Origin of the sequence: Vibrio crassostreae (assembly GCF_024347415.1) — a bacterium.
Taxonomy (GTDB): domain Bacteria; phylum Pseudomonadota; class Gammaproteobacteria; order Enterobacterales; family Vibrionaceae; genus Vibrio; species Vibrio crassostreae.
Map to the genome: position 1 here is coordinate 288,417 of NZ_AP025477.1, position 24,216 is coordinate 312,632.

21 protein-coding genes are annotated in these 24,216 nt (G+C 45.2%); 1 reads left to right on the forward strand and 20 read right to left on the reverse strand.

What is annotated here, in order from left to right; all coding sequences use genetic code 11:
• Positions 1 to 62: 62 nt before the first annotated feature.
• The 8 genes from OC193_RS17060 to OC193_RS17095 all read right to left on the reverse strand — a co-directional run bounded on the left by OC193_RS17060 (position 63) and on the right by OC193_RS17095 (position 6,934).
• Positions 63 to 1,583 (reverse strand): ISNCY family transposase, encoded by a 1,521-nt coding sequence (locus OC193_RS17060; protein ID WP_080967696.1) that lies wholly within the window; start codon positions 1,581 to 1,583, stop codon positions 63 to 65.
• A 239-nt stretch (positions 1,584 to 1,822) separates the two neighbouring features.
• On the reverse strand, positions 1,823 to 2,548 hold the full coding sequence (locus OC193_RS17065) for a hypothetical protein (RefSeq protein ID WP_048659844.1): 726 nt from the start codon (positions 2,546 to 2,548) through the stop codon (positions 1,823 to 1,825).
• 142 nt (positions 2,549 to 2,690) lie between these two features.
• Positions 2,691 to 3,872: an SEC-C metal-binding domain-containing protein gene (locus OC193_RS17070; RefSeq protein WP_048659843.1), complete on the reverse strand. Its 1,182-nt coding sequence runs from the start codon at positions 3,870 to 3,872 to the stop codon at positions 2,691 to 2,693.
• Between the two features lie 309 nt (positions 3,873 to 4,181).
• A complete protein-coding gene (locus OC193_RS17075; protein WP_048659842.1) occupies positions 4,182 to 4,613 on the reverse strand; it encodes a hypothetical protein in 432 nt (143 codons plus the stop codon).
• 434 nt (positions 4,614 to 5,047) lie between these two features.
• On the reverse strand, positions 5,048 to 5,878 hold the full coding sequence (locus OC193_RS17080; protein WP_048659841.1) for a DUF4238 domain-containing protein: 831 nt from the start codon (positions 5,876 to 5,878) through the stop codon (positions 5,048 to 5,050).
• A 3-nt stretch (positions 5,879 to 5,881) separates the two neighbouring features.
• Complete coding sequence (locus OC193_RS17085; RefSeq protein WP_155407275.1) at positions 5,882 to 6,028, reverse strand: hypothetical protein; 147 nt, start codon at positions 6,026 to 6,028, stop codon at positions 5,882 to 5,884.
• A 155-nt stretch (positions 6,029 to 6,183) separates the two neighbouring features.
• Positions 6,184 to 6,348, reverse strand: coding sequence for an Eag protein (locus OC193_RS17090; protein ID WP_132785177.1), 165 nt, complete (start codon positions 6,346 to 6,348; stop codon positions 6,184 to 6,186).
• Between the two features lie 256 nt (positions 6,349 to 6,604).
• The gene (locus OC193_RS17095; protein WP_048659838.1) at positions 6,605 to 6,934 is read right to left on the reverse strand and encodes a hypothetical protein; all 330 of its coding nucleotides are present in this window, start codon (positions 6,932 to 6,934) and stop codon (positions 6,605 to 6,607) included.
• Positions 6,935 to 7,599: 665 nt separating this feature from the next.
• Here OC193_RS17095 and OC193_RS17100 point away from each other — a divergent pair.
• Positions 7,600 to 9,438, forward strand: a complete 1,839-nt coding sequence (locus tag OC193_RS17100) for a hypothetical protein (protein WP_048659837.1) — start codon at positions 7,600 to 7,602, stop codon at positions 9,436 to 9,438.
• Positions 9,439 to 9,934: 496 nt separating this feature from the next.
• Here OC193_RS17100 and OC193_RS17105 read toward each other — a convergent pair whose 3' ends face one another.
• From OC193_RS17105 to traV, 12 genes are all read right to left on the reverse strand, one after another.
• Complete coding sequence (locus tag OC193_RS17105; protein WP_048659836.1) at positions 9,935 to 10,468, reverse strand: hypothetical protein; 534 nt, start codon at positions 10,466 to 10,468, stop codon at positions 9,935 to 9,937.
• 83 nt (positions 10,469 to 10,551) lie between these two features.
• Positions 10,552 to 13,365, reverse strand: a complete 2,814-nt coding sequence (gene traG, locus OC193_RS17110; protein WP_048667242.1) for a conjugal transfer mating-pair stabilization protein TraG — start codon at positions 13,363 to 13,365, stop codon at positions 10,552 to 10,554.
• A gap of 3 nt (positions 13,366 to 13,368) precedes the next feature.
• Positions 13,369 to 14,775: a conjugal transfer protein TraH gene (locus OC193_RS17115; protein ID WP_048659825.1), complete on the reverse strand. Its 1,407-nt coding sequence runs from the start codon at positions 14,773 to 14,775 to the stop codon at positions 13,369 to 13,371.
• Positions 14,772 to 15,185: a type-F conjugative transfer system pilin assembly thiol-disulfide isomerase TrbB gene (trbB, locus tag OC193_RS17120; protein ID WP_048659824.1), complete on the reverse strand. Its 414-nt coding sequence runs from the start codon at positions 15,183 to 15,185 to the stop codon at positions 14,772 to 14,774. The genes OC193_RS17115 and trbB overlap by 4 nt, the downstream gene beginning before the upstream one ends.
• Positions 15,186 to 15,348: 163 nt before the next feature.
• A complete protein-coding gene (gene traF, locus OC193_RS17125) occupies positions 15,349 to 16,134 on the reverse strand; it encodes a type-F conjugative transfer system pilin assembly protein TraF (RefSeq protein ID WP_080967694.1) in 786 nt (261 codons plus the stop codon).
• 153 nt (positions 16,135 to 16,287) lie between these two features.
• On the reverse strand, positions 16,288 to 16,470 hold the full coding sequence (locus tag OC193_RS17130) for a hypothetical protein (RefSeq protein ID WP_017096425.1): 183 nt from the start codon (positions 16,468 to 16,470) through the stop codon (positions 16,288 to 16,290).
• A gap of 65 nt (positions 16,471 to 16,535) precedes the next feature.
• The gene (gene traN, locus OC193_RS17135) at positions 16,536 to 18,263 is read right to left on the reverse strand and encodes a type-F conjugative transfer system mating-pair stabilization protein TraN (protein WP_048667241.1); all 1,728 of its coding nucleotides are present in this window, start codon (positions 18,261 to 18,263) and stop codon (positions 16,536 to 16,538) included.
• A gap of 36 nt (positions 18,264 to 18,299) precedes the next feature.
• A complete protein-coding gene (gene trbC / locus OC193_RS17140) occupies positions 18,300 to 19,013 on the reverse strand; it encodes a type-F conjugative transfer system pilin assembly protein TrbC (protein WP_048667239.1) in 714 nt (237 codons plus the stop codon).
• Positions 19,014 to 19,266: 253 nt separating this feature from the next.
• Complete coding sequence (gene traU, locus OC193_RS17145) at positions 19,267 to 20,277, reverse strand: conjugal transfer pilus assembly protein TraU (protein WP_048666356.1); 1,011 nt, start codon at positions 20,275 to 20,277, stop codon at positions 19,267 to 19,269.
• A gap of 159 nt (positions 20,278 to 20,436) precedes the next feature.
• Positions 20,437 to 21,168 carry a type-F conjugative transfer system protein TraW gene (gene traW / locus OC193_RS17150; protein WP_080967974.1) on the reverse strand — a complete coding sequence of 244 codons (732 nt, stop codon included), beginning with the start codon at positions 21,166 to 21,168 and terminating at the stop codon, positions 20,437 to 20,439.
• Positions 21,119 to 23,668 (reverse strand): type IV secretion system protein TraC, encoded by a 2,550-nt coding sequence (gene traC, locus OC193_RS17155; RefSeq protein WP_132982767.1) that lies wholly within the window; start codon positions 23,666 to 23,668, stop codon positions 21,119 to 21,121. Before traC ends, traW begins: the two co-directional genes overlap by 50 nt.
• A gap of 150 nt (positions 23,669 to 23,818) precedes the next feature.
• Positions 23,819 to 24,214, reverse strand: a complete 396-nt coding sequence (traV, locus tag OC193_RS17160; protein ID WP_048657865.1) for a type IV conjugative transfer system lipoprotein TraV — start codon at positions 24,212 to 24,214, stop codon at positions 23,819 to 23,821.
• Positions 24,215 to 24,216: the final 2 nt, after the last annotated feature.

Below are 24,216 nucleotides of genomic sequence, written 5' to 3' on the forward strand. Positions count from 1 at the left end.
GATAAGTACCAACCGATTCTGTCATTGCCTTTATATTCTAGTATTCATATCGTTCAACTGCCTCACACATCGATACTCATTGATTGGGATTGCTTGATTCTCATCTCTCGTGTATTGAGCTTTTCTCTTTTCCAGATAGTCTGGATGGTACTGATACTCACGGTAATGTTTTCTTGTTTGAGTAGTTTCATCACTTGTATCGACGTATTATGCGGGTTGAGTAACGTCAACTCGATAATCCTATCTTCGGTGCTCTCTGGGATTGCGTTTTTACTGCGCTTCAGTGGCTTATTAATCCGTTTGAGGCCAAGTGGCCCTTCCTCTTCCATTATTTGCTGATAGGTATATAAGGTTTGGCGTGAGCAACCTAAGATACGAGCGGCTTTAGAGACACTACCAAGCTCTGCAACCAACTCCAGAGCCTCTATTTTACGTTGTACCTCTTTGCCGTATTCGTTGCATTTACGTGGCTCTACTAACTCAGTAATGTCTAACCGTCGATGACCGAAGTAAGCAGAGAAGGTACCATCGAACTGACATCGTATTTCTACTTTTTGGTTCTCTATGGAGTAACGTACTGGCGAGTCGATAACGTACATTTTGTTATCAAAGCTAAACGTGTGGTCACGTCGTATCGTTCGATATTCTTTCTGTACGCAGATGCTGTTAAGGTCTAGGTCAGGTGGCAACGACTTGAACGCAGAGCTCGATTTAGTCGCCTGAACCATCACATTATTCACCCAGTATTTGGGGATAAACTCCTCTTGTAAGTATCGGTTTGCGCTCTCCATGTCAGCGATGTTATTGAGGCGCAGTTCGGGGACAAGGCGGTCTTGGAAGGTGTCGAAGGCTCGTTCGATTCGTCCCTTCCCTTGAGGTGAGTTGGCGAAGATAATTTCGATACCGAGTTCATCACAAGCTCGCTGCATTTGCGAGAAGTTGCTGCGTTTCGGCCCACCAAAGATACCTGCTCGATCCACGTAGAGAGTTTTGAATATGCCTCGCTTTTCAATATAAGCTCGCATCACCTTCATACAGCCTTCGGTGGTCTCTGAAGGGAAGAACTGCGCATGAATATCACTAGTAGCGTCATCAATGATGGCAATCAAGCAAGACTTCTCATCACCAAACCAGCGATGAGGGCTGCCATCCATTTGCAGCATAAGCCCAGGCAACGGCATACGCTCTCGATACTTCCTTACTCGACTTCTACGGCGTTTAGAACGCTTCACATGGTGAATGTCATGAGCCCAAGAACGCAACGTTTCACGCTTAATCGACAGTCCTTCATTTTTGCTCAAAAGCTCCGAGAGATGTTGAAGATTAAAGTCGTAGTACTTGGTTTGAATGAGGGCTTGAACCTCCTTCTTGAGTGACTCAGGGATTTTATTGATGGGAGCACGACCAGTGTTACCATGAACCACGAACCGAATGCCTTCCTTGCGATAGCGACTCAAGTAACGTTCAACGGTTCTTCGTGATTTTTGCAGTAATTGCGTGGCACTATTGATAGTAATTTTGCCATCAATGACTTTGCTAATGATATCGACAGTAAACTGTGATTTTGAATCCATATAGAACATCCTTAGCATCCTTTAAAGCTCATTTGATTACTTTAAAAAGTACGCTAAATCAGTCCCGACATTTTCCCTCGGTAGTTATTGTAATGACAAAGTCGCTTGGTAATTAAGGTACGACAGAATCGCTTGGTGATCACACACGGGCGAAAATTCAGCTTACGAAGGTTCTGGACATTTTTGAGTTAAAGCTTTAACTCTAACGTGGTCGTTTTGGATAAAGATTTCTATGGGTTAACGGCCTGTTATAAGTTTGCTAGATGATGAAAACTTTTAATCCTATGAGGGGGAATAACTTCTGCATTCGAATTATAGAAAGTATTAGCACTTTCACCAGCATCTAATTCTGACTCACCATCCACCATCAGTTTCAGAAAGAACAAAGCTTTAAATACCTCGTCTCCTCGAGGTTTAGAAGTAAAAGAAACTAAGTATGGTTTTGTAACTTCCTGAAAACGGAATACAAGCTCTTTATAGTTTTTTCCAAGTAAAGTTCCTGCAATATCTTCAACCAACTCAGGTGCATCAGTATAGTTGTGGTTTGCTCCTGGAGCTTGAATAGCAACTGTCTTTATGAGGAAGGCAAATGGTCCTTCATCATGGTCACCATTTTTCCCAGACATAGATAGGGAAAAAGGATTAGAACCAGATTTTTCTAAACCAGATGCCAATGAAGACAACCTTTGAACTAACTGACCTTTGACTAAACTTTTCGTAAGAATCCCATATTCTCTAAATGATTTATGATCTTCAACACGAGTGCCATGAAACCACAGTATTTCGAGTTCACTATCAGGCTCACCGAGCTTTTCTCGAGCAGCACTTTCAACATTCTTTTCGAGTGTATAGTAATCGATTTGTTTGTCATTTTTGACACTTTTGAGTACTGAAATGAGATCTTCTTCTGTTGTATGGAAAGCATCACAAAGTGACCGTTTTACAGATTCATAAGACGAACAGTCTAAAATCATATCTATCTCCTTACTCGAAATTTTGATTAAAACGAATAGCGCTGCATTATATGTGAGCAACGCTACCACGAAACTTAGCCATACCAGCATAAACACTAAACCCAACACTCAAATGACAAATGCCAAGCGTTGAGAATCACTCTTAAATGCTGATTATCTCCACAATATCGCCTGTAACAGTTACACTTACTAAGTCATCGTACTCGAAGGTCTTGGTGTAGTTCTCTGAAATAGCCAATGCGTATATCTTTTCTTGTACCTCAGAGGGCAAAGACGACCACCAAGACAGCTTGAAAAAACAATTTTCTGTATAAGCAAAAATCGATTTCATCAACCACGACTTAACAAACTCATTGCCTTTCGATATAAGATCTTTTACATATGCGTCGATAACGCCATGTTCAGATAAATACGAAATTACATATGCTGCATTCCCATCGATTGCTACCGTAGAAAGAGCAATATGTTGAAAATTATCATTTGGATTCCCTTTATTCTGCATTTTATTATGGTTTAAGTCGTAATAAGGAGATATAGAAGCACATACAGCGATAGTGAGAGGAGCATCAAATTTAATTACGTATGATGTTATTCGACTAAAATCCTTACTTTCATATGCTGTTTCATAAGCTAGTTTTATTCGCTCAATATCTTCAAATCCTTTTCTTACATTTTGTCTGCTGATATACAGTTTTTCTTGAATCAAAACTTGTTGATAAAGCTCTAACCCTTTATCGATGTTTTCTGCTTGCCATTCAACGGCTTCCATCGCTGCTTTTTTTTGGTAATACTCATGACAAACGGCGCGGTACGAGCTAGCCCAAGAATTGGGCAAACTTGGGTGAAATTCCTCTAACTCTATGGCTTTAAATAGCTCTGTATCGTGGTAATGACAGAAGCCATAGAAGATAGAGGCCTCTTTTTTAACACCCGTTTTTAGCTTTCGAGTTTCTTCAAAACCCGTAAGGTTTCGATAGAATGTTCCGACATGACCACTTTCAGCTAAACTCGACAGAACACGCCCACGTTGAATTGTGTGTGCACCTTTGATCGGTAACTGGCAATTACTAGAATCAAACGATGCACAACAGTACTTTTTACTATCAAAGATTTTATTAATAGCAATCCGTATTTCATGCTCATTAAGCAATCGTTCATTTAAGCGATGCTCATGACATTCGCCAAATTTTTTGCCACTTGGACACCAACAAAGATCGTTCAACTTTGTATTGGCTGCTGCCATTACGTCATGAGCAAACTCTACCTTACTTTGAGAATCAAATCCTTTAACGACTTCACTCAGAGTGGACTTTATATCAAACATACTGAACTCCAACTAGCAGCATTTAAGAGTATCTTTTAACTAGACACATTCCATGTAATTGTAGAGAAACACCCAGAAAAATCACGTATCATATTGTTTTTATTACTGAATAATGAAACAAAAATTTAAGAGGAAGGCAGTGTCGGTATTACATCCTATACAAAACTAACTACATATTTAGTTATTAGAAAAAATAGGGCAAGTGATGACAAAATAAATATGTCCCAAATCTTAAGCTGGCACACTTTGGGGCATTTTCGAGCTAGAAAATGCCACGCGTAAATGTGACAAGAGAAGGGCTCATATGTGTTACGTATCTTGTCGCTTAAGTTCTTTAACACCTTTTTCAGTTTTCCAGTTGGTAAGATGCTCAGCTAAGTGGTTAATCTCAGCAACTGCAATTACTGCTAAAGTTTGATCATTGGATTCAATTTTTTTGATAGCTTTTTGAGAAGAATGTAACGCAAGAATTACACCATATGATTGGTAATCTTTAAAACCATCGGGTGACTTAAGCTGAATATTGACACCGTTTTTGGATATGATTTCGTATCTTCTAAGTTTATTCTTTTCGACTTCAGTAAAGATTTTCTCTAGAAACTGACTGCTAGTACCTATGTTATTAACTAAGATTGTTATTGGCGCATTCTTTTCTCGAGCAATCTTTGCTGCGAAAATATAAGCAGCGTTAAGTTCATCTCCTGAAATTAATTCTGGTGAAAAATAAGCGAACCTTTCCATATTCATCATCTCCATTTTTATATTGTTCGACGCCTACCGTTCGAACAACGGGCGTTTACTAACCCAAATTTATTGAAATACCTGAATCACTGCGTTAGAGTCACAGTTACTTCCCGATCCCCTGGCCAATATTAGCAAGTCGTTCGACTGAATCCATGCCAAACCAAACGATACAAATAATCATAGTGATCAGAATTATCGCTCTGGTGTATTTATTCATTGGTTCCTTCCTATTTAAATGGCCGCTACAACCTACAAAATCACATCAGATCTGGCTGACTCTGTGATGGAAAAAATTCGTTAAGAAGAATGTTCTAGCACGTACCATTTCGGATTAGAGTAAGTATGTTGAAGCCTTGCTTTAATCCCTCCGCCTAATAAATCGAAACTGGTTGGAGAGTGTCTAACATACTCAGTCCTTGCCCAAATCACTCTTAAGCGCCAAGGCCGCAGCACTCTCTAGCATGTTCAAGAAATTCTTTATCTGCCCCAACAACACGCTCCTCTGCTTGTAAAGCAAGGTGTTTGTTGAACTTATCCACTGTAAAACCATTTTGCAGCGAGTTTGATGCAATAATGATGTTCTTCGTCAAGGGAAAGGCGAACAGTTCAAAGCTAAACAACTGATTAAGATCCTGATAGATAACTGGATTATCACATGTTAAAACATGTCCACCGTCCTTCTCTGCAACAAAAAAACTAAAATCAATTAACGTATCGTCATATATTCGAAAAGTTAATACAGGCAGAACCATATTTTGTATTAACTTCTGATGCGCTTCATCATGTCTATTTTTATACAGATAATCAATAAAGCGTACGTTCAACCCAATACTAGACCCAACACTCTTTGGTAAAGCCTGGAAGATTGATGGTAGCTCCTCTGCTAACTCTATTGCCAATGATTCTTGGCTAGGAGATCTCCAAAATTGAAAAGCAATAATGGACTTTACCAATTGATGAAAGGAAACCTGATTTTTTAAAGCCACGTATTCACTTGGATTATTTCTAATATCCGCTACGATTTCAAAGGCGTCTGAAAGCTCATTTTCCACTTCTTGATAAAAATCTTCGATCATCTGAGGATTATCAAAACCATTGACGGTGTATAAGTGCTTCTTATACATCATCTGAGCAGGGTGCATTTGACTGATGTTCCCCCAAGGTTTTCTTAACACAAATAACTTATCATCACCCTCTGGTGTAAATCCTTTTAAATACACCTCAGGTAAGTAATGGTGTTTGACTTTTTGCTGTTTTGCCAAATATTACCCCTTTAATTCAATGCCCTCTTGAGCGGTTTGTAATATGTTTAAGTAAGCATAGGGTGACAGGGCACCTGCCATGCAGCTCACCCCAATAGCCCAAATTGTTTCTAGGGTTGAGAATATTGCTGTTATTTTCACTTTATTCATAAGCTGTCCCTCCTCTTGGTTGATAGTTTTCACTAAAAGACTGAAACTTCGGATAAACACAAGGAATATGAGGGCTACGAGGAAAACTGATACCGAAGGAATCGAACTTCCTGCTGCCACCCCTATCAGCCTATGCTCACTTACTTTTTTAATTGCTATTCTTCTTTTTCTTTATAACGTGATTTACTCGCAAAACGAGAAGGAGACCCTGAGAATTTGCACACTAAGCAAATCAAGTCTCCCGTTTGAGCACCCATGATTCTCTCTTTTGTTACTTCACTTGAACCACATTCTGGGCATGTACCTCTTGAAGCTACCATATTACCTCCTGACAAATTAAATATAAAAACACATCAAGTTACTTAGATGGCTAAGAGCCTCTTTATATGCAACTACAATCCCATCTTTGATGTGGCGCTTCAATTGGCAATCAGCAGGTTAGTGACAAAGAAGGGGGAAATAGTTCACAATTTTTGGCAATGCTGAGTGAATGCCTGCTTCGGGAAACTTTTTGTAAGAGAAACCAGTAACTAAGAGAAACAAATGTTTCCCCCCACTAAAAGCATTAATTAACTGCTATAAGCCAAGATCAGCAAGTTCCGATTCGATAATACGCTCACCTTCTTTTAACCTAAATCTCACAAAATCGAGATAAATAGTAAAATCGACATCTTCGACATCTGAAGATGAATTTTGAATGAAATCTAGACATTGCTCTAAGCACCTTTTGACTTCACGGTATCCAAGAACATTTTGAACAGCATCATCGCCATACATTGATCCAATTTTTTCACTAACATTTTCAAGTTGATCTAACTTTGCTTTCACAGCTGCTGTAGCTAGTGCTTTTTCATATCGACCTTCGACAATCTTACTGAATAGGTGGTCAATAAATGGTGTTTTCATAATATTTTCCTTACAAATTAATTTTATAAAAATTATGTTCATTAAAAATAAAGATTACTTTCAATAGAGTACATTTGTCTTTAAGTGAATTTTATCTTTGCATACAAACACCTCCTTTTTGAAAAATAAAGGTCTTTTGAGAATATTAGGATAATAGAAAGGCACAACCATCAGAATATATGATAGGTGGGTTATTTTTTAAATGAGTTAGAGAAGACTAGAATTAGTCCATATCTTTATTATACCATCCAATGAACGTTAAATGTGAATTATTATCATTCATTAGTGTTTTGACATTATTCTATTCAGTTAAGTAGAGGGGTATCTATATTTATTTCTACCCGATGGCATTACTATATGTAAGTCAAAAGTCACAATAATGGCTGAAGGATAACTTTGGTTCTAACTTGAAAAGGGGCACAAACGTTCTAGTTGTGATTCTAGCGGTGATGTGATTCTAGCGGTGATCGTTGGCACATATCTGGACTGTTTAACAGCGCTCTTCTTACAGTTCAGTATTGATTGTGTAAGTTGCTTTCGCGATTTACCTGTTTCTTATATAAAACCAGTGACATAGTTAACAGATTGATATTGATTAATATACCTACTAAAAATGCGGAGTTATCATTCACGGATTACTTTACGTATTTCAGCAGGACATTCTCATGAAGTTAAATCTGGTTCTTAACCACACAAATCAAGTCGAGCGATCAAAGTTTGTAAATTGTATCGATAAGCTATGCCAAGACAGCAAAGGAGATTCTGATTTAGCCAAACAACTTGAGAAAATCGATGGCCAACTTAAAGCAGCATCAGGCAATGAAATCACACAATTATTTAGTCTAATTCAGACTCTTTTCCAAAAGCATCTAAAAGAACAAATCGCTATCGGCGGACCTCAAGTATCTTTGCTTATCAATATCCTCGTCAGAGATGGGAATTGCATTGCTACCATTCCTTGGATTGAAAATCTTTATGCCAAAGAATATACCGAGATTGATGAGCTAAGCCAAAGCCTCATAAAAGAGATTGAAGAAAACGACACCAGTGACTTTGAGCGATTGAACCGCCTAGATATTTACCGTGAGTGCATGAAAGCAGCATTTAACAATGATTTAAGGTCTAATCGCACTGCAAAAATATCTGAAGATGAACGCTGCATCTTAAATGTCTTAGCTGAACGCCTAGCGCTTTCTAGAGAGGAAGTTCATGCAATTGAACACTCTATAGACCCAATTCCAGAACTAGGTATTGAGAGTGCATTAGAGTACCTTCGAGAAAACGGTGTCATTCTTATAAACCGCCGTCGCTCTGAAATTATGATTGCCGATGAAATTATCGAATCTCTTCATGGCGTTCTTGGCAAAGAGCTGCATGATAAATATGTTCTTCGCATTCTAAGGTCACTTTCTGATGCTGACCTCTCCAATATACTCAAAAATCACGGATATAAAATTCGTGGCGTTGAGAGACAAGACAAAATAACCACCATTGCGCACTCTGGCTTATCCATCAGAAGTATTTTGATGACCGATCTCCACGCTGAAGATGCCACTCAAAATCAGAGAAAAGAACGTATCAAGCAACTCATTGAAGATATGGACCTCGATATTTCAAGAATAGGGACAAGGCTACAAGACCGCATTGACGTTTTGATTGAACACCTAAGGTCGTCAGAAGAAGAAGAGTTTAACGTACTTAGTGTGAGTGGCTATAAAGAACTACTCGAAGCACTGTCTCAAAACGAATTAAATGTTGAAGATAGGATTAGAGCAGACTTCGAAATTGAGAACAAAGAGACACTTGATCCTGAACGCCTCAAAGCACTAAGTATCACACCACTAGATATCCTTTATCTTTATAGCAATGATGAGATTAAGACTATCCGCAATGATATGAATTTACCTCGACGTGGCAACCCTAGAAGCCAAATTATCGAGAGTTTTGCCAGTGCCAATGATCGACTCATCGAAAACTATCATCTTTTGGCCTGTCGTGACCTTCAAGGGCTTCAAACTGCAGGTATTGATATCAAAGAAGCCGATATAGGTGTGAAATTTGAGGAAGCGACTCGTTCGATTCTAGAGCAACTAAGCATGACTGTTGATGAAGATTTAAGAAAAGACATCAATACAGCTAAAGACAAAGCTGACATCATCATTTCGTTAGAAAATGATGATGTTATCGTTGGTGAAGCAAAGTCATTTAAGAATGGACAATTTTCCAAATACTCTTCAACATCTAGACAAGTTAAAGCATATGTTAAGCGCTGTGAAGCCAATGGGCATAGGGTCGCTCAAGTACTTATTGTTGCACCTGCATTTTCTGATGACTTCATTGATGCTGCTGATATGGATACAGAGATAAACATTTCTTTACTAGAAGCTGAGGGATTACAGAAAATTCTAGCCGCATTTAAACAGCGTAGAAACCCTAATTTTTCACCTAAATTATTGACTAAAGGTGGACTACTGAAAGCTGACTTGATCTCAAAATCAATCTAAGCACTGTCTATTTTCCGTTGAGACCTAGGTGTTACCGCTAGGTCTTTAACTTCTCTCATTTTCATTTCTTTATGAGCTAGAGGCAGATAGTTCACCTTCGCTTAATCTAAGTCTAACATTGAAGTATATGGTCAGGCTTAAAAACTATACACTTTACTGGCATTAGGAAAAGTTGGTCAAATGATGCTTCACAGAACTGTAAGATCAACCCATCGTAAGAAAGTTTGGTCGGGTAGATCTACTACTCTAATGATTCATTATAACAAATAGTAGCGTATCGATGCGATCGCTGCCATTTTAAGAGGATACTTTATTGCTTGGTACTCATGGGAACAGGAACGTAATACTTTATAGGGTTGAAAGGAACGTTTTCGCGCCCAAGCAGCGGCCAACGAATACCTAATCTAGAATAAAGACATTTAACCCGTTTCTATTCTCTCGTACTGGCCTTATACCTGAAATTACATTCAATCTCGATGGATATCCTGTGCTGAGATTAATATTTCCAACCGTTCAGTTGCAATGACTTAGGGATAGGGCTGTAGCAAGGGTATTCGGTTTGTAAGCCGTAGTTAATAATCATTGAAATATCAACGCCGAAGGACCCTGCATAGTTTGCTCGTCTGAACTTCTGCGGATCGTTTTTGGCGGTTTTCTCAAGTACCATCCAGATCATCTCTTCAAGAAATTCAGGATGACGCCTTGGGTCAAGCGCCATGGTGTCGCGCATACAGAACCAACTTCCACCGCCTAGCTGTTTTTGATTATAGGCATTGTCAAAATACGCAGTATGCAAACCTTGTAGGTAGGCGTTTAAGCGTATGGCTTCGACGGTATCCGTCTCGTCTATGTGCTGCAAAAAGTAGGGCAGTTTGGTGATGTCCGCCATATCTTTCTTATCTATCTTCATCAGCGTGGGGCTATTGTACTGCTCATGTATCTCGCTCAGCAGTTGAGTGAGCTCAGGAGAGTGGGGTTGAGCTTGCACGCTCGCACAGGTAAGCAGTAGCAATGGTAAGACTGTTTTCATGGTCACTCTCCTTTTAGATACCTGTTCATAATACCAGCACCTGGGCGGTGCATAAAGTTCTATTTTATGCACCGAGATCAATATTATGTTTTCGGGTTTTGTGTGTATCTTGGCGCTGCTGGATAGGCTTGGTCGGAGGTGACGTATTCCGTCCTTTCGGGTCTAGTGACCTCCTTTTTTACCTGCGACTTGACGGTCAGTTCAATCATCGGCTCAGGTTTGATGATGGGCTTCTGCGCTTCCTCTTGCTGAAGTTTGACATCATCGGTAACCCCATCAAAGCGCGCTTGATTAAAGAGTCCGCCCGTTTCATTGTTGTGCAGCATAGCCGTGCGGGCTGCAGCCACGGTATCGACGGTACTAGCCCATCCTTTCTCCATCGTGTTGTTTTGCTCGGGTGTCAGTGCTGGTTGTTGGGTTGGTGTGCTGGCTTGGTGCGCTTGGTTCATTTTGCCCACAATTTTTGCCGCGTCACCATCGAGTCCTGCCATGGTGGCGAACGCTTCAGTGCGAGTGAACTTTTGCCAGCGTTCTTTCGCCTCGGCAATATCTTCCGGTTGATGGGCGGTCATCAGGCGTTGGACGTCTGGTTGGTTTAATCCTATGTCTTTTTCCAAGTAATTCTGGAAGCCTTGAATAGCGTTGGCCGTAAAGCTGGCACTGCCAGAGTCTAGGCGCGTTTGAGTATTCGATAAGGCGTTCAAGTCCGATTGGCTTTGCAAGGCACTAGCACCAAGAGATTTGGTGTTGCTGGCGTTAATCGCAAAGTCATGCGCAAACTGCTCAACCGAAGTTCGGGTGTCTTTATTATCCACCTGCCTGCCGGCACTGGTCACGGCATTGGCCCCTTCGGTGTATTGCTGCGTGGCTTGCTCAAGCTGCTGCTTTTGCTCGGTCGTCATATTGCTGTAAGCCGTACGTTCATCATCAGACCATTTCACGCCGCCACTGGCGCCGAAATTGAATGGCGATGCCCCTTTGCCTGTTCCTAGGCCACCCTCGAAGCCGCCATAGACACTTTGCAGGTAAGCTTTTGATTGGTCTATCGTCCAACCCGTTTGTTGAATCACGCTGTCAACCGCCGTTTGCATGTCATTCATACCTTGGTTGACTTGAGTATTAAAACCACTGGTATTGCCTTCACCGTAAGCCAGGTTTTTACTCACACTATCATGCCAGCGGTCGCTCAGCGCAGCGCCTCCTTGGATGGTTTGACTCAGTTGGGTACTGGTTTGTTCAAGGTTTTGCTGCGTTTGGCTGCGGGCATTTGCCACACTCTCTTGCAGCATACTTTGTGTGTTGGCGCTGATGTTGCCGCGACTGGTGGTGTGTGAGCTGTCGTAGGTGGTGCGTCCATCGCCATGTTGTGTGGTCACCGAGCCGTCTGGGTTTTGGGTGTAAGTATGACCTTGGTTGGCGAGGGTGTTGGTATCAAACTTATTGGCATGCGTGTTGTTCATGCTGTGGTTATCAATCTGCATACTGCCAAAATCCAGATTACCCGAGGACGCCGCGGCACTGGCTCTGGCATTGGTCGAGTTAATCATGCTTGAGAGCTGGTAGTTCATACTCGACAGGACTTCTTGACCGCCTTTTAAAATCCCTTTGGCTATCATAGGGACGGCTATCATTAAAATCCCCGTCATCCAGGCGAAGCGGCTGTGCAACTCATCCGCGGTATTCGCGTTGGAGAGCACCAGCCCTCCGAACTTACCCGAGACATCCGTAGACAGCGATTCTAATCCCCAAAGCTGAAAGCCGTTGATGATGGCAAACAAGGCTGGCCAAGTGGCCAAAAAGGCAAACGTCCCAACATAGTTTTTGAGCACCATCATGGTTAAGCCAGGAATGACTGCCGCCCCGGCAACAAAGAAGCCTAGGCAAGCAAAAAGCATAAACAGCATCGTATGGAGCATTGGCAAGTATTCTCTCGCCATTAAGCCTAATGACGCCCACATCGAAGTGGTTTGCAGTTTGTTGGTGGTGTAGGCGTAATTGAGCGCGGCTTGCGTTGGGTCTAGGCTATCAAGGTTATAGCGCAGCTCGTTCATCAACATATTTTGTTTGATGGTGTTGGACGCGCTGGTACTGATGGCAAAAAATTTGTTGTAGCTGCGCTGCAACGATTGCACCACTTGGGGTTTATAACGGTCCGCGTCTTTGCCGAGCAATTGATGCGCTAACAAACTCATGTTTTTATCTGCGGCATCATTAAAGCGCTGCTTGATGATTGGGTAGGCTTCTTCGCACCGCTTGTAGGTGCTTTGACCGCCCCCTTCATCAAGAAAAAGGGCGCGCAGTGGGCTTTGCCTAACGCCGTCTAGAAAGGCAAAAATATCAGGCGCGGCAAAGAGTTCATCCCAGGTGTATTTCCCATTGATTCTCACATCCCCAATCATGCAGTTATGAAAGTAGTCTCGCCAGAGCTTTTGTAGCGCCAGCTCATTGATCCTGGATTGTCTTGACAGCTGGTACAGCTCCGAGCCAAACAACATCCCAGTCCGACCATAACGCTCATCGTCGGAGGTGGTGAAAATGCCTTCCACGCCTTCGGCCATCCCCACCATGATAGAAGAGAAAAAGTAAGTAGGCACGGCCACGAGGTAAGGGACATTATCCACCTTGTAAGCCTTACCCGGTTGGGTCTTATCGATGATAAGCATGTCGGCTTTCATATTGATTAGAAACAGGGGCACAGCAAAGAACACCACCATCCATTTGATGAGGTCTTTGGGGTTCCGTGACAGCATGAAGATAAACAAACTGGTAACAAGCCCCAGCATCATGCACATCTGTAAGTAATCCCCAAAGGTATTGGTTCTAAAAAAAGTGGCCAGCGCATTAAAGGCTTTGTTGACCACTTCGCCGGAGGTGTAAGTGTAATATTCGAGTATCATAGGTCAGTTCCCATAAGCTTGCGCAGGTTTGGTGGTCGTGCTGATTTCTTTGGTGCTTTGCTGCGCGGTTTTTCTTTGCGAGTCAATCAGTTGATTACGGGTGTTGAGTGATTCAATGGCTTTGTCGGCCAGCCCCGCAGTAAAGCGTTTGGCGTTATCGACATCACGCGTGATGAGGGTGATGTCATCCTGGCTGTTGTTGGTGTTGGCCAAGGATTGGCTGGCCACATTCAACATGCTCACGAGGTACTGGTTAAGCAGCTCCACCGCTATCATTCGTGAGTAGTTGCCAGTATCGGGCGATTGATTGGCGGATAAGTCGTCAATAAAGAACTTGAGTACCGGGGTTTGAGTCAGCTCCAGAAACCCTTTTTGTTTCTCCGTGAGGTTTTGGTCCGTCGCTATCGTTAGCAGTATCGAGTCCAGTTGTGTGCGTATCTGGTTTTGAATCCCGTTGGCTTGAGTGATGGAGAGATCATTGCGCTTGGTGAGGGCAATGCACGCCTCAGGGGCGGTTTTGCGACACTGATAAACGTCCGCCTGGCCCCCTTCAAGCAAGACATTGACCAGATTGTTGTTGTCGGTCAAAAGACTCGGGTAGTAACGCGGGTTGCCGTTTTTGTCGTACACGTAAGTGCCTGACAAGCTCATCATAAATTGCGCGAGGTTTTTGTCAGAGGCCAAAAAAGCGTTATTCATGATCGCGGACCAAACTACGTTGTGATGGGTTTGGGTCATGTCTTTCAAGGCTGGGTCCTTTTTGGCGTTTTTTAGCTGACCCGCAGCTTTGCCCCCTGCGCCACATTCATGTTGACCTTGCACCCAATCTGAGAAGGCGTTGTTTTGTGTACCAAGCGTCGCGCAGACATGCTTTTTGGTAGCAGGAGCGGCAAAGGCGGCCAGTCCACCGATGGACGCTTGCGCGGCTTCACAAGAGTTCACCGATTGATTGAGATATTTGTCGAGCCTGGCTTGGAGATTATCCAGGTTTTGTTTGAGCTGCGGCGCCCAGGTTTGCAGGGCTAAATTGACAATAAAAGGAGGAGCATTATGAATAATCGCTTTGCCCAGTTTCACCAGTTGGTCTGAGCTGATGTGTGAAAATCCTCCCATAAACATATCAATGCCAGAGCATCCCGTACTGATTGAGGGGACGGTGACGCTGACCAACTGTGCCTCGACGATTTGATTACGCACAAACAAACTGCCCCCGGTGTAATAGTTGGCCGATTGCCCTTGGTAAGCCGTCGGGTTTGAGACGTTGGCGTTATACCCTGAGTTATCAAAAAAGCGGGCCAGTGAGTGATTGGTATCAGCGTGGCTAGCGCTTGTTAAGCTGATGAGAAATAGAGGAATAACTCGCTTATGCACCGAAATGGTGGATAAGTGGTGGAAAAGTAAACGTTTCATTGCAGCGCCTCCTGCACTCGCGGATCGCTTAAGGCTTGTTGGATGCTTTGAGCCAGCGTGCTTTCTGGTACGTCTCCAATGCTCAAACGTGAGAACTTACGGCTGTTCACGTTCATTAAGAAGGTCGCAGGCATGACTGTTTTCCTCTGATCTGGGAAAAAGGTTTTGCCTATCTCTGGTGTGACAGGAATAGGGACCTCAAACCCTGAAATACCCGGTCCATCGACCGAGAAGGCGTAAACCGGCAATTGAAATTGCTCACCAAGGCGAGTGATTTTAGGCGCGGTCTTATGGCAGTACGGGCAGGTGCTTTCAAAAAAGAACACCAGGGCATATTGGTTTTGCATGGCCGCGTGGGCGCTGGCGGCATGAAGCAAAAAAGCCAGCATAAGGGTACGAAGAAATGGCATAGCGCCTCCTGACGTTTTAGGGTAAAAGAAGAGTGAACATCATTTAAGAGAACGGTCTGGACGAAGTTGGGTGTGTTGTATCAAACGTTGCACTAAGGTTGGAGTGACTTGCCATACTGGCTCTGTTTATGGCGTTTGGTGGTTTTATACGGATTGATTCGCTTTAAAAATCCGATTGCTCAAAGTCGGTGGCGACGTTGTAAAAGCGCCCAATTAAATCATTTTGGCTTATCCAGCCGTACGCCAGTGGCTTCATCTCTCCAGTGCTTGGCTGCACCAAAATTAAGGCGGGCGTAAAAGGCACCGAGACTTTGCCTTGGTTGTGGCGGTTTGCTTTGAGGTTAGTGATGAAGGTGTCATCATTACTGATGCCCAATAATTCAAAATGGTATTGGTCAGCAAACGCTTGAATGGATGGGGCGAGTTGCTGGCTGAGCGTATCTTTTCCCTCATAAACAAAGAAAAAGCCCCATCCGTCTTGCTTCATCTTTTCAACCGCTTCGGTTTTCTTCTTATCCTCTAGTGCTAAATACACCTGTCTTGCCGCTTGCTCGGTCGGATGGTCTTTGGTGTAAGAAAACTCCGGTCTTTCGAGCAGCAGGGCTTTGAAGGTCATGCCTAATTGGTCGGTTTGGTCCGTGATAAAATGATTCAACGCTAAAAACTTCGCGAGCTTGTCTTTATCTTTGGGATGAAGGACGGCATCGTTTTGCGCTTCGATATGCACAGAGTGAAACCAAGCCATTTGTTCGGTCGCCGATAACGTTTTAGCACTTGAGACGGTGGTTTGCGTGTTGCTTGGTAGCGGCTTAGGTTTGGGTTTGTCGGGCCTTACTTTTGGTTCGTTGTACCATCGCCACCCTGGAGGAGGTTCCTGAGCAAGAGCGGGATGGAGGTGAGCAAGCAGCATTAGGGTAATGACGTAAAGCCATGTTTTTTTCATCATCATAGGCCTTGGTTAAGTGCGGCAAAGCGATTAAGAGGTTACACACTTGGGTCTTTCGCGTAAGTGGCGCATCTGCTGTGGTGATGGATTGCGCAGCGTGAGTAAGTACTGAAGGTATTTATCGTGCAGCAAAGCGTGGTGTTTCGACCACATACCTTACTCACTACTAAAGTAGTGAGTCTGTTTCTCAATGTTTTCTATCAGCTCTCGATATTCATCCAGCCTTTTCGTGATGTCGGGATAGTGGTCTAGCTGTTTGATGTGTATCACATCACTTGGAATGAGGCGTAAGAGCGTCAAGGTGTTGAGTAAAAAATTTTGAAGGGGTTTGATAAGCATAACGATGTCCTTCTTGATCATTGAGGTGTGTATGTCATGGTGTGCCGTTGGTATAGAGCCGCCTGTTATCCGCCCGTGGCACTTTGAAGTCGTTGCTTGATTTCATCAAAGTTGGGGAGCTTGGTGTTGGCTCGCATTTCCGGGTAGAACTCTTTAAAATCAATGTGTTCAAAGTTGATTTGACCCAGTTCTTCGGGCGTAATGGCGGCGCAGGTGGGATTTTTTGCACTGCCCAACCTTTTACCCAGTTGCTGAATAGAGCCTTGCTCTTGAATGATTTTGGCCAGCTTGTTGTCGTAAACGCAGTAACTGCGCTTTTTACGTGTGCAGACACCCAGCACTTTCTTGGCGCAGTATTGCCCCACGTACAGGGTTAAGCCTTTCTCCTTGGCTTTCCCCAGCGCTTCTTCCGCTTCGCTGCATTTTGCTCCCAATCCTTGCCCCCATCCTGAGTCTTTGCAACAATCGTTAAAGCCCGCGAGTTTCTTATTGCACTTCATCGGTTTACCCGTGAATATTTTGGGTGGGTCTCCGATGTCTTTCACGGCTTCGGCAAGCCCTGCTAAGGCCGCAACGGACTTATCAAAATGGCTGTTCAGTTTGGGCGCCTCCACGTAGCACTCTCCGTCAAGACAGAAGGAGTGCTCACCACATTGCAGGTCAGTGGCTCGGCATGTCTTCTCAGCACAGCTCTTTGTGACCTCTTGCTCAATGCACACCCCATTTTGCTTAAGGCGGCAATGTTGAGTTTGAGTCGTACAGTCTTTCGGAAGAGCTGCGCAGGTATCCGGTCGGTCACACTGATGGTTGACCCGATATTTCCAGCAATCGAGCGTGGTCGGAATACCATTAATGGTGCGGGTGGCTCGACCTTCAATGCATTGCTGATGAGTGACATTGCACGAGTTCATCAGGCTGCATTGTGTTCGCCAGGTCATGGTGTTCTTGATGCAGTTCCCGCCGGATAAGGTGAACCCGTTTGAGCAGCTTAGCGTGGCTTTTTTCGTTTGTGTGGTGGGTCGACAAATCTGGTAGCGTTTATACCAGGATTCGCTACCTTTCCAGGTAATGTGGTCGGCCTGTTTTAAATCGCCAAGCGTGTAGCCTTGGTTGGGAGAGACAACCTTCCCATCCCAGAAATACGTGGTATCTGACCCTGAAAACACTCTTGTTCCCCCCGTTTGCCTCACGTAATTGTGATTATCGTGTCGGCATTGTGAGAGAGGGCGTTGGCAATTATCCCCTTGCTTTGTCCAGCCCGTAGGGCAGCGGTAGGTGACATGGCCAGTAACCACGGTGGCAACGGGGACTTTTGTACAAGGCACATTGTTATTCGTTGGACGATGACACTGTTTAGGAATGTGTTCGATAAGGCACTGGGAGCCGCTATCACAATCCACATAGGCATTTGAGAGGCCGTGAGTGATTTCAAAAGCATTCTCTTGGCCAAGTAAGGCGAAGCGCATCGCCGGATCGCTTTTAACATCGGGGCGCCCTTTATTGAAATGGGTGTTGATGTCTTGAGCCCATTCATTGGTCATAAATTCTGTCCCTTTTTGTGCATTGATCTCACTGTCTGACAGTGTGGATTCTTTTGGACTGCGGATCTCTTTTCGACACGTGGCGTCTTTGCAATAGTCCTCGACATTGAGCGGAAGGGCATGAGGCGTGAGAGCTTGGTTTGCCGTTTTTTTCGCCCAATGAGCGCTCTCGGTAAAGGTGTGTTGTTCGCTGGCAAGCGAGATATTGGATAAAAGACTGAGCGTGAGCGCAGTCCAAAGGTCAATGCGCATATAGAGCACCTCATCAAAAATTGGGGCGAGAGAGGGTTATTGGGAATAGAGCGTGCGCAGCAGCGGGTGAATGTTTTGCTGCGCATCCCCGGCAGCGAGGTAATCCAGAGCTTGGTAAAGTGAAATGTTGCCGTAAAGGATGTCGTAGTCACTGGCTTTGCAAGGCTGCTTAGGCAAGCAGCGGTTTTGTTTGACCGAAACAAAGGCCGGTACGTGGTGAATATCAAATTGCTTAAACCAATCGGGGCTGATGGAAAAGCCGCTTTGAATGGGCGCCTTATTGGGTGAGCGTATCAAGGCCTCGATCCGCTTGACCGTGGCCGGAAAACCTTCGGGTAAGACACCGCGTATCACCAGTGGCACGCCTAAGTGTTCACTTTGCATCAGAAGCTGTTTTAGCGCGGTCTTGGGCATGGTGAGTGACACAAACACCATTACCCCTTTGGGGGCTTGATCAGGGTGGCGCGTGGGCTTTTGTCTTTCCAGTAAGGGGGAAAGAGTCTCTTCTTTGACCAAGTCTTGAACGTTGCGGCTGAGCGTCAGCGCTTCTTCTCGATAAGCCTGGGCTTTATTTTGTATGTCGTCAGTGGCCCCCGCCTTCGCCGCCTCCGGTTGTTGAGTCATTTTTTGCTCAAGCTTGGCAAAAGCTTTGAGCTCTTGCTCCGTGTAAGACTGGGTGGGTAACGCAATAAAAAAACACAGAAAAACAAGAGAGTGCCTAAAGGTGCTCTCAAAAGATGGCATGGTCATAGTAACCTCTTCATTATGGCCGCTGAAAGGGTGGGTAGAGGGTGTGAGCGTTTTGGCAGCTGATTGACTGCCCCTGACGAGCATTGAGAGCGCGACAAAACGAGAAGCAAAACTGCGAGAGCGGGAAACAGCAGTAAATGTGCTTGTTGTTGGCGAGGTCTGTTTTTAAAAAATCGGTAAGGGAGTCAGGGTGACTGGTAATGAATAGGTCAGTCTCATTTTTGTGGATAGGAATGGGCATCATCGCGTCACCTTATAAAAAGACACAGTTGCGCTTTCGCCATTGTACAAAACCAAAGTTATCCCCTGTGACCGGATTGTCATGGCCGGCTTCCCAGAGCGTGGTCGTGGTGGTGTACGGGTGACACCAGGCGGCATCGGGAATAGGCCCCGACATTTGATACCGATAACGAGATTTTGGCAAAATAGGATCGGGATATTGATAACAAATCGCGCCATCTTCGCCGCGCGTCTCCCAGATGATCCCTTGTCGATGCAGTTTGTAGTTAAGCTTTTGCATCAAGAGTGTCGCCGCCTGGATGGGCGTGTCTCGATAGTTGGTGGTGCCAGTAAGCGGATAGGCACTGCCCTGTGAGCCTAAACACCAAAATAACGCATCAATAGGTAAGGCTGCGTTAGTGGAGGTCAACATGGCTTCGGGCACACACGCAAGCTGAGCCACTAGGTTACCAAACAGTAACGCTTCGGGATTGAGAATGAGGGATAACTCATCGTCGTCCCAAAGTGGGTCAATTTCCGTCATGTAGGCAACATCAAACACATCTGTGGCCATGCAGGCGGTGGATTGCATCAGTTGCAGCCAATAAATGATGGGGTACTTATACCAATGGGCGTGATAAAAACCTCCGTCACTGCTGTCACTGTCACGAGCGGTCACGCGACCACCGATACGCTGAGTGTTGGCGCCTGACATTTGCACGCCCATGTTCACCATACAATAAGGGACGCGCGTGATATCGGTTAAGGCATAAGGCTCCCAATAGCCAATGTTGATGCCGATTTGCACAAAGATAGGCGGCGGTTTCGGGCAATAAGAGATAGGCATTGTGGGGTTATTGGTGTCTGGATATTTGGACGGCATGACCGTGGATGAGCCTATGGTCATCGGGAACAAACAATCCCAACAAATATCGGTAATGGGGTTAATAAAACGGCTTTTACACGCCGCACTGGCTGCTAGGGTTGATGGGGCAATAAAAACCAATAGGCAGCACAACAGTAAACGCAAGTGTCGTTGAGTCATGGTGAGGTCCTTTTTCCACGCAGAGCGTGGGACTCCTTTTGTCTCGACAACAGGCTTCGCCACATTATCGCAGCCAAAAGCGAGCTTGGTTAATAGAAAAAGAAGTGATATTGGAAGCATGATCAAGGGGAGGCGCGCACTTCTAAGGCCATTTTATTATCATTGCTCTACTTCCAAGGGCTGCAAACCCGATACGTTCACTTCATCGATGCGCCAGCGCGTGCCATCTTGATAGGCAATGGCCGGGACGTGAGTGATGTTAAGCGATTGGGTTAAGTGGCCTTGCTGCGCAAAATACATTCTTGCATCAAGTAAGGTCGCCATTTTATTCGGGCTGCCTCCCGTCAGCACCCACTTGATTGGCTTGGCGTTTTGATACTCGCTGGCGAACCTTCGTTGCTGCGCGTCTCTGGCATCAAAAAAGACCAACACCTTACTGAGCTCAAATAGAGGCAGAACGTCTTGACCGTCTACCTTTGGCCAAGTGCGGCTATCAAAGGGGTTCACTCTGGTGCCCGCTTTGGCAATCACGGCCCCCGTGGTGGGGGCGATGATGTCTTTAGGGAGAGTGATGCTTGGATCTACGTAAAAGGTGCGGGGATCGGTTGTGGTGGTTAAGCCTGCAACCGGCGGCGGGTTTTCAATGCTTTGCAGGGCGCGCTCCGTGAATTCGTTTTGCATGTCCGCCAGTTTCCCACTGGCCTCAAACTGCCTAAGCCTTTGGTCAATCCACTCCAGCATGTCGATTTCACCGATAGGGAAGACCGGGGCGACTTGCCCCAGCGCTTTCCCGTGAGCGTTAAAAGTGGCCATGCCTGCTGCGAGGATAAAAGGCAGCAAACTAAGTGCTTGCCCCAATGGCTTGATTAAAGGCGTCAATGTCTTTGCCATAAAAGTGCCTGGAGGTTTGCTCAATGGCGCGCTCCAGTGATTGGCCTTGTTTATAAAGATTTTCACAATACTCAAACTCCTTAGGCTCGGTTGAGAACATGGCGCGTTTCACCGGAGAGGCGAAAAAGCGGTGATAGGTGACATGGCCACCCGCTTTGATGCGCGCGCTGCTGTATCCTGCTTCAACAGACGGGGCGAAGCTTTTAATGATGCGCTGCTCAAACGGTGAGAAGGCATCCGGGTTTTGGAGCAGATACTTATCAAACCCTTCCCCTTGACGAAGAATGATGTGAATGTCTGAGTTGTTGTAGCAGGCTTTGGCTTCCTCGTTACTAAAGAAGTCTTCAATCCCTTGAGTCACCGTACAAAAAGCGCCGCCGAACTTACGGGCGGTGCGATAACCGGTGTTGATGAACTCCCTCGCTTGCTCGTTTGCCCCAGAGAGGAGGCTCCAGGCCTCTTCAATGATGCACAGCTTTGGGGTAGAGCGAGATCCAGCTAGGTACATCTGCTGGTTAATCGACACCATGAGAGCAAAAATCACGGGTCTGAGCACAGCAGGCGGGAACCCATCGAGTTCAAGCGTGGTGATTTCCACATTGGGGTCGAGCATGGATGGCTTGTTGAACACGTCTTTGTACATGCCATCTGTGCAGAACTTTTTCAGTTGCACCGCTATGTCTTTAATGCGTCGGTCGCTTTCTTCTCCAGCAATCTCAATCAAGGCGTCTCTGACATCATCCACCAAGACTTGATGACCTTTACGCTCCCATGCCGTCACTATCGCATCGCCTAAGACGCTTTGTTGAAACGCCGTCAGTGGTACGTAGGGTGACGCGATGGTGGCAAACAACGCCGTGATATTATCGAGCGCTTCCATCATGGGATCGACAGGTCTGCCGTCATCATCCACAAACTCAAACTCAGCACTTTGCATGGCGCCTAAATGCGTGAACGGGTTTAAGAAGATGTTGGCGTGGGTCATGTAGGTCCCCCCAAGGCTCAGGGTCAGCTTTTTATAGCTGGCTCCTTTATCGAGGATCCACACTTTACCGCCCATGGCGTAAACCGTTTCAGCGATTTCTTGGACTAGGAAGCTTTTCCCTGCGCCTGAGCCTCCCGTCAGGGCGATGTTTTGGTTATCACTGCCACAGGTGAAAGGGTTAAAGAACGAAATTTGTTGGCGCATAGTGGGCAGCAATACGCCACCTTTGAGCTGGCTAAAGTCCATGATGAGCGGAAAGAAATTCACCAGGTTAGAGCTCTTTAAGGTACGAACGCGCCCCGCTTTTTTACAATCGCCCCATAATCCTTCACTCATCATAAAAGGCAACGTGGAGAGCAGCGCTTGTGGCTGATTCATTTTCAGTGGAATGATGTCAAGGCCAGCATGGCTAAATGACTCCTTCGCCGCTTGGGTGTCTTTTTTCTGGTGGGCTTTATCGGTCATCAGCGAGACCGTGAGCACCATAGATGCAATGGTGAACTCTTTAGACAACAACCCTTTTTGCAAGGCTTTGCGCTCTTTGAGTTCATCTTCAGCCATGGGCGCGAGTATCGCCATTTGGCTGTTCACCGTCTTGGTTAAGTCTTTTATCTTGTTATCGTTATCCGCATTTTGCTTACCGGTTGGCTCATTGCGAAAACTCAAGGTAACGCGATGAGGGCAAGTGATGTTACGCGACACATTACGGATTGAAGAAAAGGCTTCTGGTAAAGCGTACAAGCGATAATCACCAGGCAATCGAGAAAGCCCTAAATGAACAAGGCGTGTGCGTACCTCTTCCCCTTGGTCATTGGTATGACGGGTGGCGATATGACCACGATGGGTTAACGCTTCGGTATCGGGAGATAACGCTTGCAGGTTCAAAGGTTCTAATGGGTTGTAGCTTTTTTCATTGGGTCTGTCTTGGCTTTTATCAAAGTTTAAGGTATCACCGACGCTGGTCAACAGTCCCTCAGGCGTGACGGGCAGTAAATCAAAACCAAGCTGCGCCAGCCCCGTTTCTAGAGTCATTCTCGCATCAAGCAGCTCTTGTGGGTCTTTTTCCGTGGTGGAGACAAAAAAGAATGCGTCGTAGTCGCGCAAATCAAAGCGATTGTTTTTTTGCCTATGTAGAAACCCGTGTTGCGCCGCGTAGTGGGCGTAAATGGCGTCATCGTTGGCCATTTTCTGACAGATACCGCCCCGCTGACTGAGAAGGGCTTGGTTCCCTTCGAGATAGTGCGCCACTCGGTTGTGACCAAAAAGCTGCACTTGATAATCCCATTTATCCCCTGCGGGTAAATCCCCCATAAGGTGGCTTAACGACTGAATTAAATCGTCGTTAGCGCCCCCAAGGAGACTGATTTTAAAACCAAAACCGCGAGAGTGAATATTGTCGAACACCTGCTCAATGGGATCGTAGTCTCGATACGGCAGTTCATGGTGAAGGTGGTTTTGGGCTTGCTTGGCCTCTTGAAATAAGGCGGATAAGCCACTGCGTGAGGAGGAAAACATGGGGGACCCCTTTTTCTATTTTAATGTTAGGGGGCGTGACACAATCTTGGATCGCTTGATGGATTCCCCCCTAATTGAGAGAAGGCTGAGACTGAATGTCGCGCGCCCATGATAAAAATGATGTTTAATCTTCGTTTCTTTTTTTCCTAATCAATCTTTCCAAATCGCGCGCGCAGGGCGCCCAGACCAACGGCTATCGTCTAAGACAAAGTAGACATCCATCGTATCGATGTAGTGATTGTCTTTGTCTATGAAAGGGAAGACGGTGAGTTTTTTAACCTCTTCTTGGCTTCGCTCAGGCTCCCCATCTCGGCTACGCCTTGGCAGTAAGGTAAAGACAGAAGGTGGGGCGAGACGAGATTGAGGAGAGACGGTGGCGTTGCCACTGTCTCCGGTATAACCGTATAGGTTGTTTCGAACCTCGTTCATGGTGACGCAACCTGAAACGCCGCCGACCTTATCGCAACTGTATTCACTCTCAAAGCCCGCGCTGCAACCGGTTAGACCTAAGAGGATCGATAGTGAGAACAAAGAATGCCTATTCATGG

Excerpts from the sequence above, each read along its gene's own strand:
- OC193_RS17060 (WP_080967696.1), bottom strand. The coding sequence starts at position 1,583 with ATGTTCTATATGGATTCAAAATCACAGTTTACTGTCGATATCATTAGC.
- OC193_RS17065 (WP_048659844.1), bottom strand. The coding sequence starts at position 2,548 with ATGATTTTAGACTGTTCGTCTTATGAATCTGTAAAACGGTCACTTTGT.
- OC193_RS17070 (WP_048659843.1), bottom strand. The coding sequence starts at position 3,872 with ATGTTTGATATAAAGTCCACTCTGAGTGAAGTCGTTAAAGGATTTGAT.
- OC193_RS17075 (WP_048659842.1), bottom strand. The coding sequence starts at position 4,613 with ATGGAAAGGTTCGCTTATTTTTCACCAGAATTAATTTCAGGAGATGAA.
- OC193_RS17085 (WP_155407275.1), bottom strand. The coding sequence starts at position 6,028 with ATGAATAAAGTGAAAATAACAGCAATATTCTCAACCCTAGAAACAATT.
- OC193_RS17090 (WP_132785177.1), bottom strand. The coding sequence starts at position 6,348 with ATGGTAGCTTCAAGAGGTACATGCCCAGAATGTGGTTCAAGTGAAGTA.
- OC193_RS17095 (WP_048659838.1), bottom strand. The coding sequence starts at position 6,934 with ATGAAAACACCATTTATTGACCACCTATTCAGTAAGATTGTCGAAGGT.
- OC193_RS17100 (WP_048659837.1), top strand. The coding sequence starts at position 7,600 with ATGAAGTTAAATCTGGTTCTTAACCACACAAATCAAGTCGAGCGATCA.
- OC193_RS17105 (WP_048659836.1), bottom strand. The coding sequence starts at position 10,468 with ATGAAAACAGTCTTACCATTGCTACTGCTTACCTGTGCGAGCGTGCAA.
- traG (WP_048667242.1), bottom strand. The coding sequence starts at position 13,365 with ATGATACTCGAATATTACACTTACACCTCCGGCGAAGTGGTCAACAAA.
- OC193_RS17115 (WP_048659825.1), bottom strand. The coding sequence starts at position 14,775 with ATGAAACGTTTACTTTTCCACCACTTATCCACCATTTCGGTGCATAAG.
- trbB (WP_048659824.1), bottom strand. The coding sequence starts at position 15,185 with ATGCCATTTCTTCGTACCCTTATGCTGGCTTTTTTGCTTCATGCCGCC.
- traF (WP_080967694.1), bottom strand. The coding sequence starts at position 16,134 with ATGATGATGAAAAAAACATGGCTTTACGTCATTACCCTAATGCTGCTT.
- OC193_RS17130 (WP_017096425.1), bottom strand. The coding sequence starts at position 16,470 with ATGCTTATCAAACCCCTTCAAAATTTTTTACTCAACACCTTGACGCTC.
- traN (WP_048667241.1), bottom strand. The coding sequence starts at position 18,263 with ATGCGCATTGACCTTTGGACTGCGCTCACGCTCAGTCTTTTATCCAAT.
- trbC (WP_048667239.1), bottom strand. The coding sequence starts at position 19,013 with ATGACCATGCCATCTTTTGAGAGCACCTTTAGGCACTCTCTTGTTTTT.
- traU (WP_048666356.1), bottom strand. The coding sequence starts at position 20,277 with ATGACTCAACGACACTTGCGTTTACTGTTGTGCTGCCTATTGGTTTTT.
- traW (WP_080967974.1), bottom strand. The coding sequence starts at position 21,168 with ATGGCAAAGACATTGACGCCTTTAATCAAGCCATTGGGGCAAGCACTT.
- traC (WP_132982767.1), bottom strand. The coding sequence starts at position 23,668 with ATGTTTTCCTCCTCACGCAGTGGCTTATCCGCCTTATTTCAAGAGGCC.
- traV (WP_048657865.1), bottom strand. The coding sequence starts at position 24,214 with ATGAATAGGCATTCTTTGTTCTCACTATCGATCCTCTTAGGTCTAACC.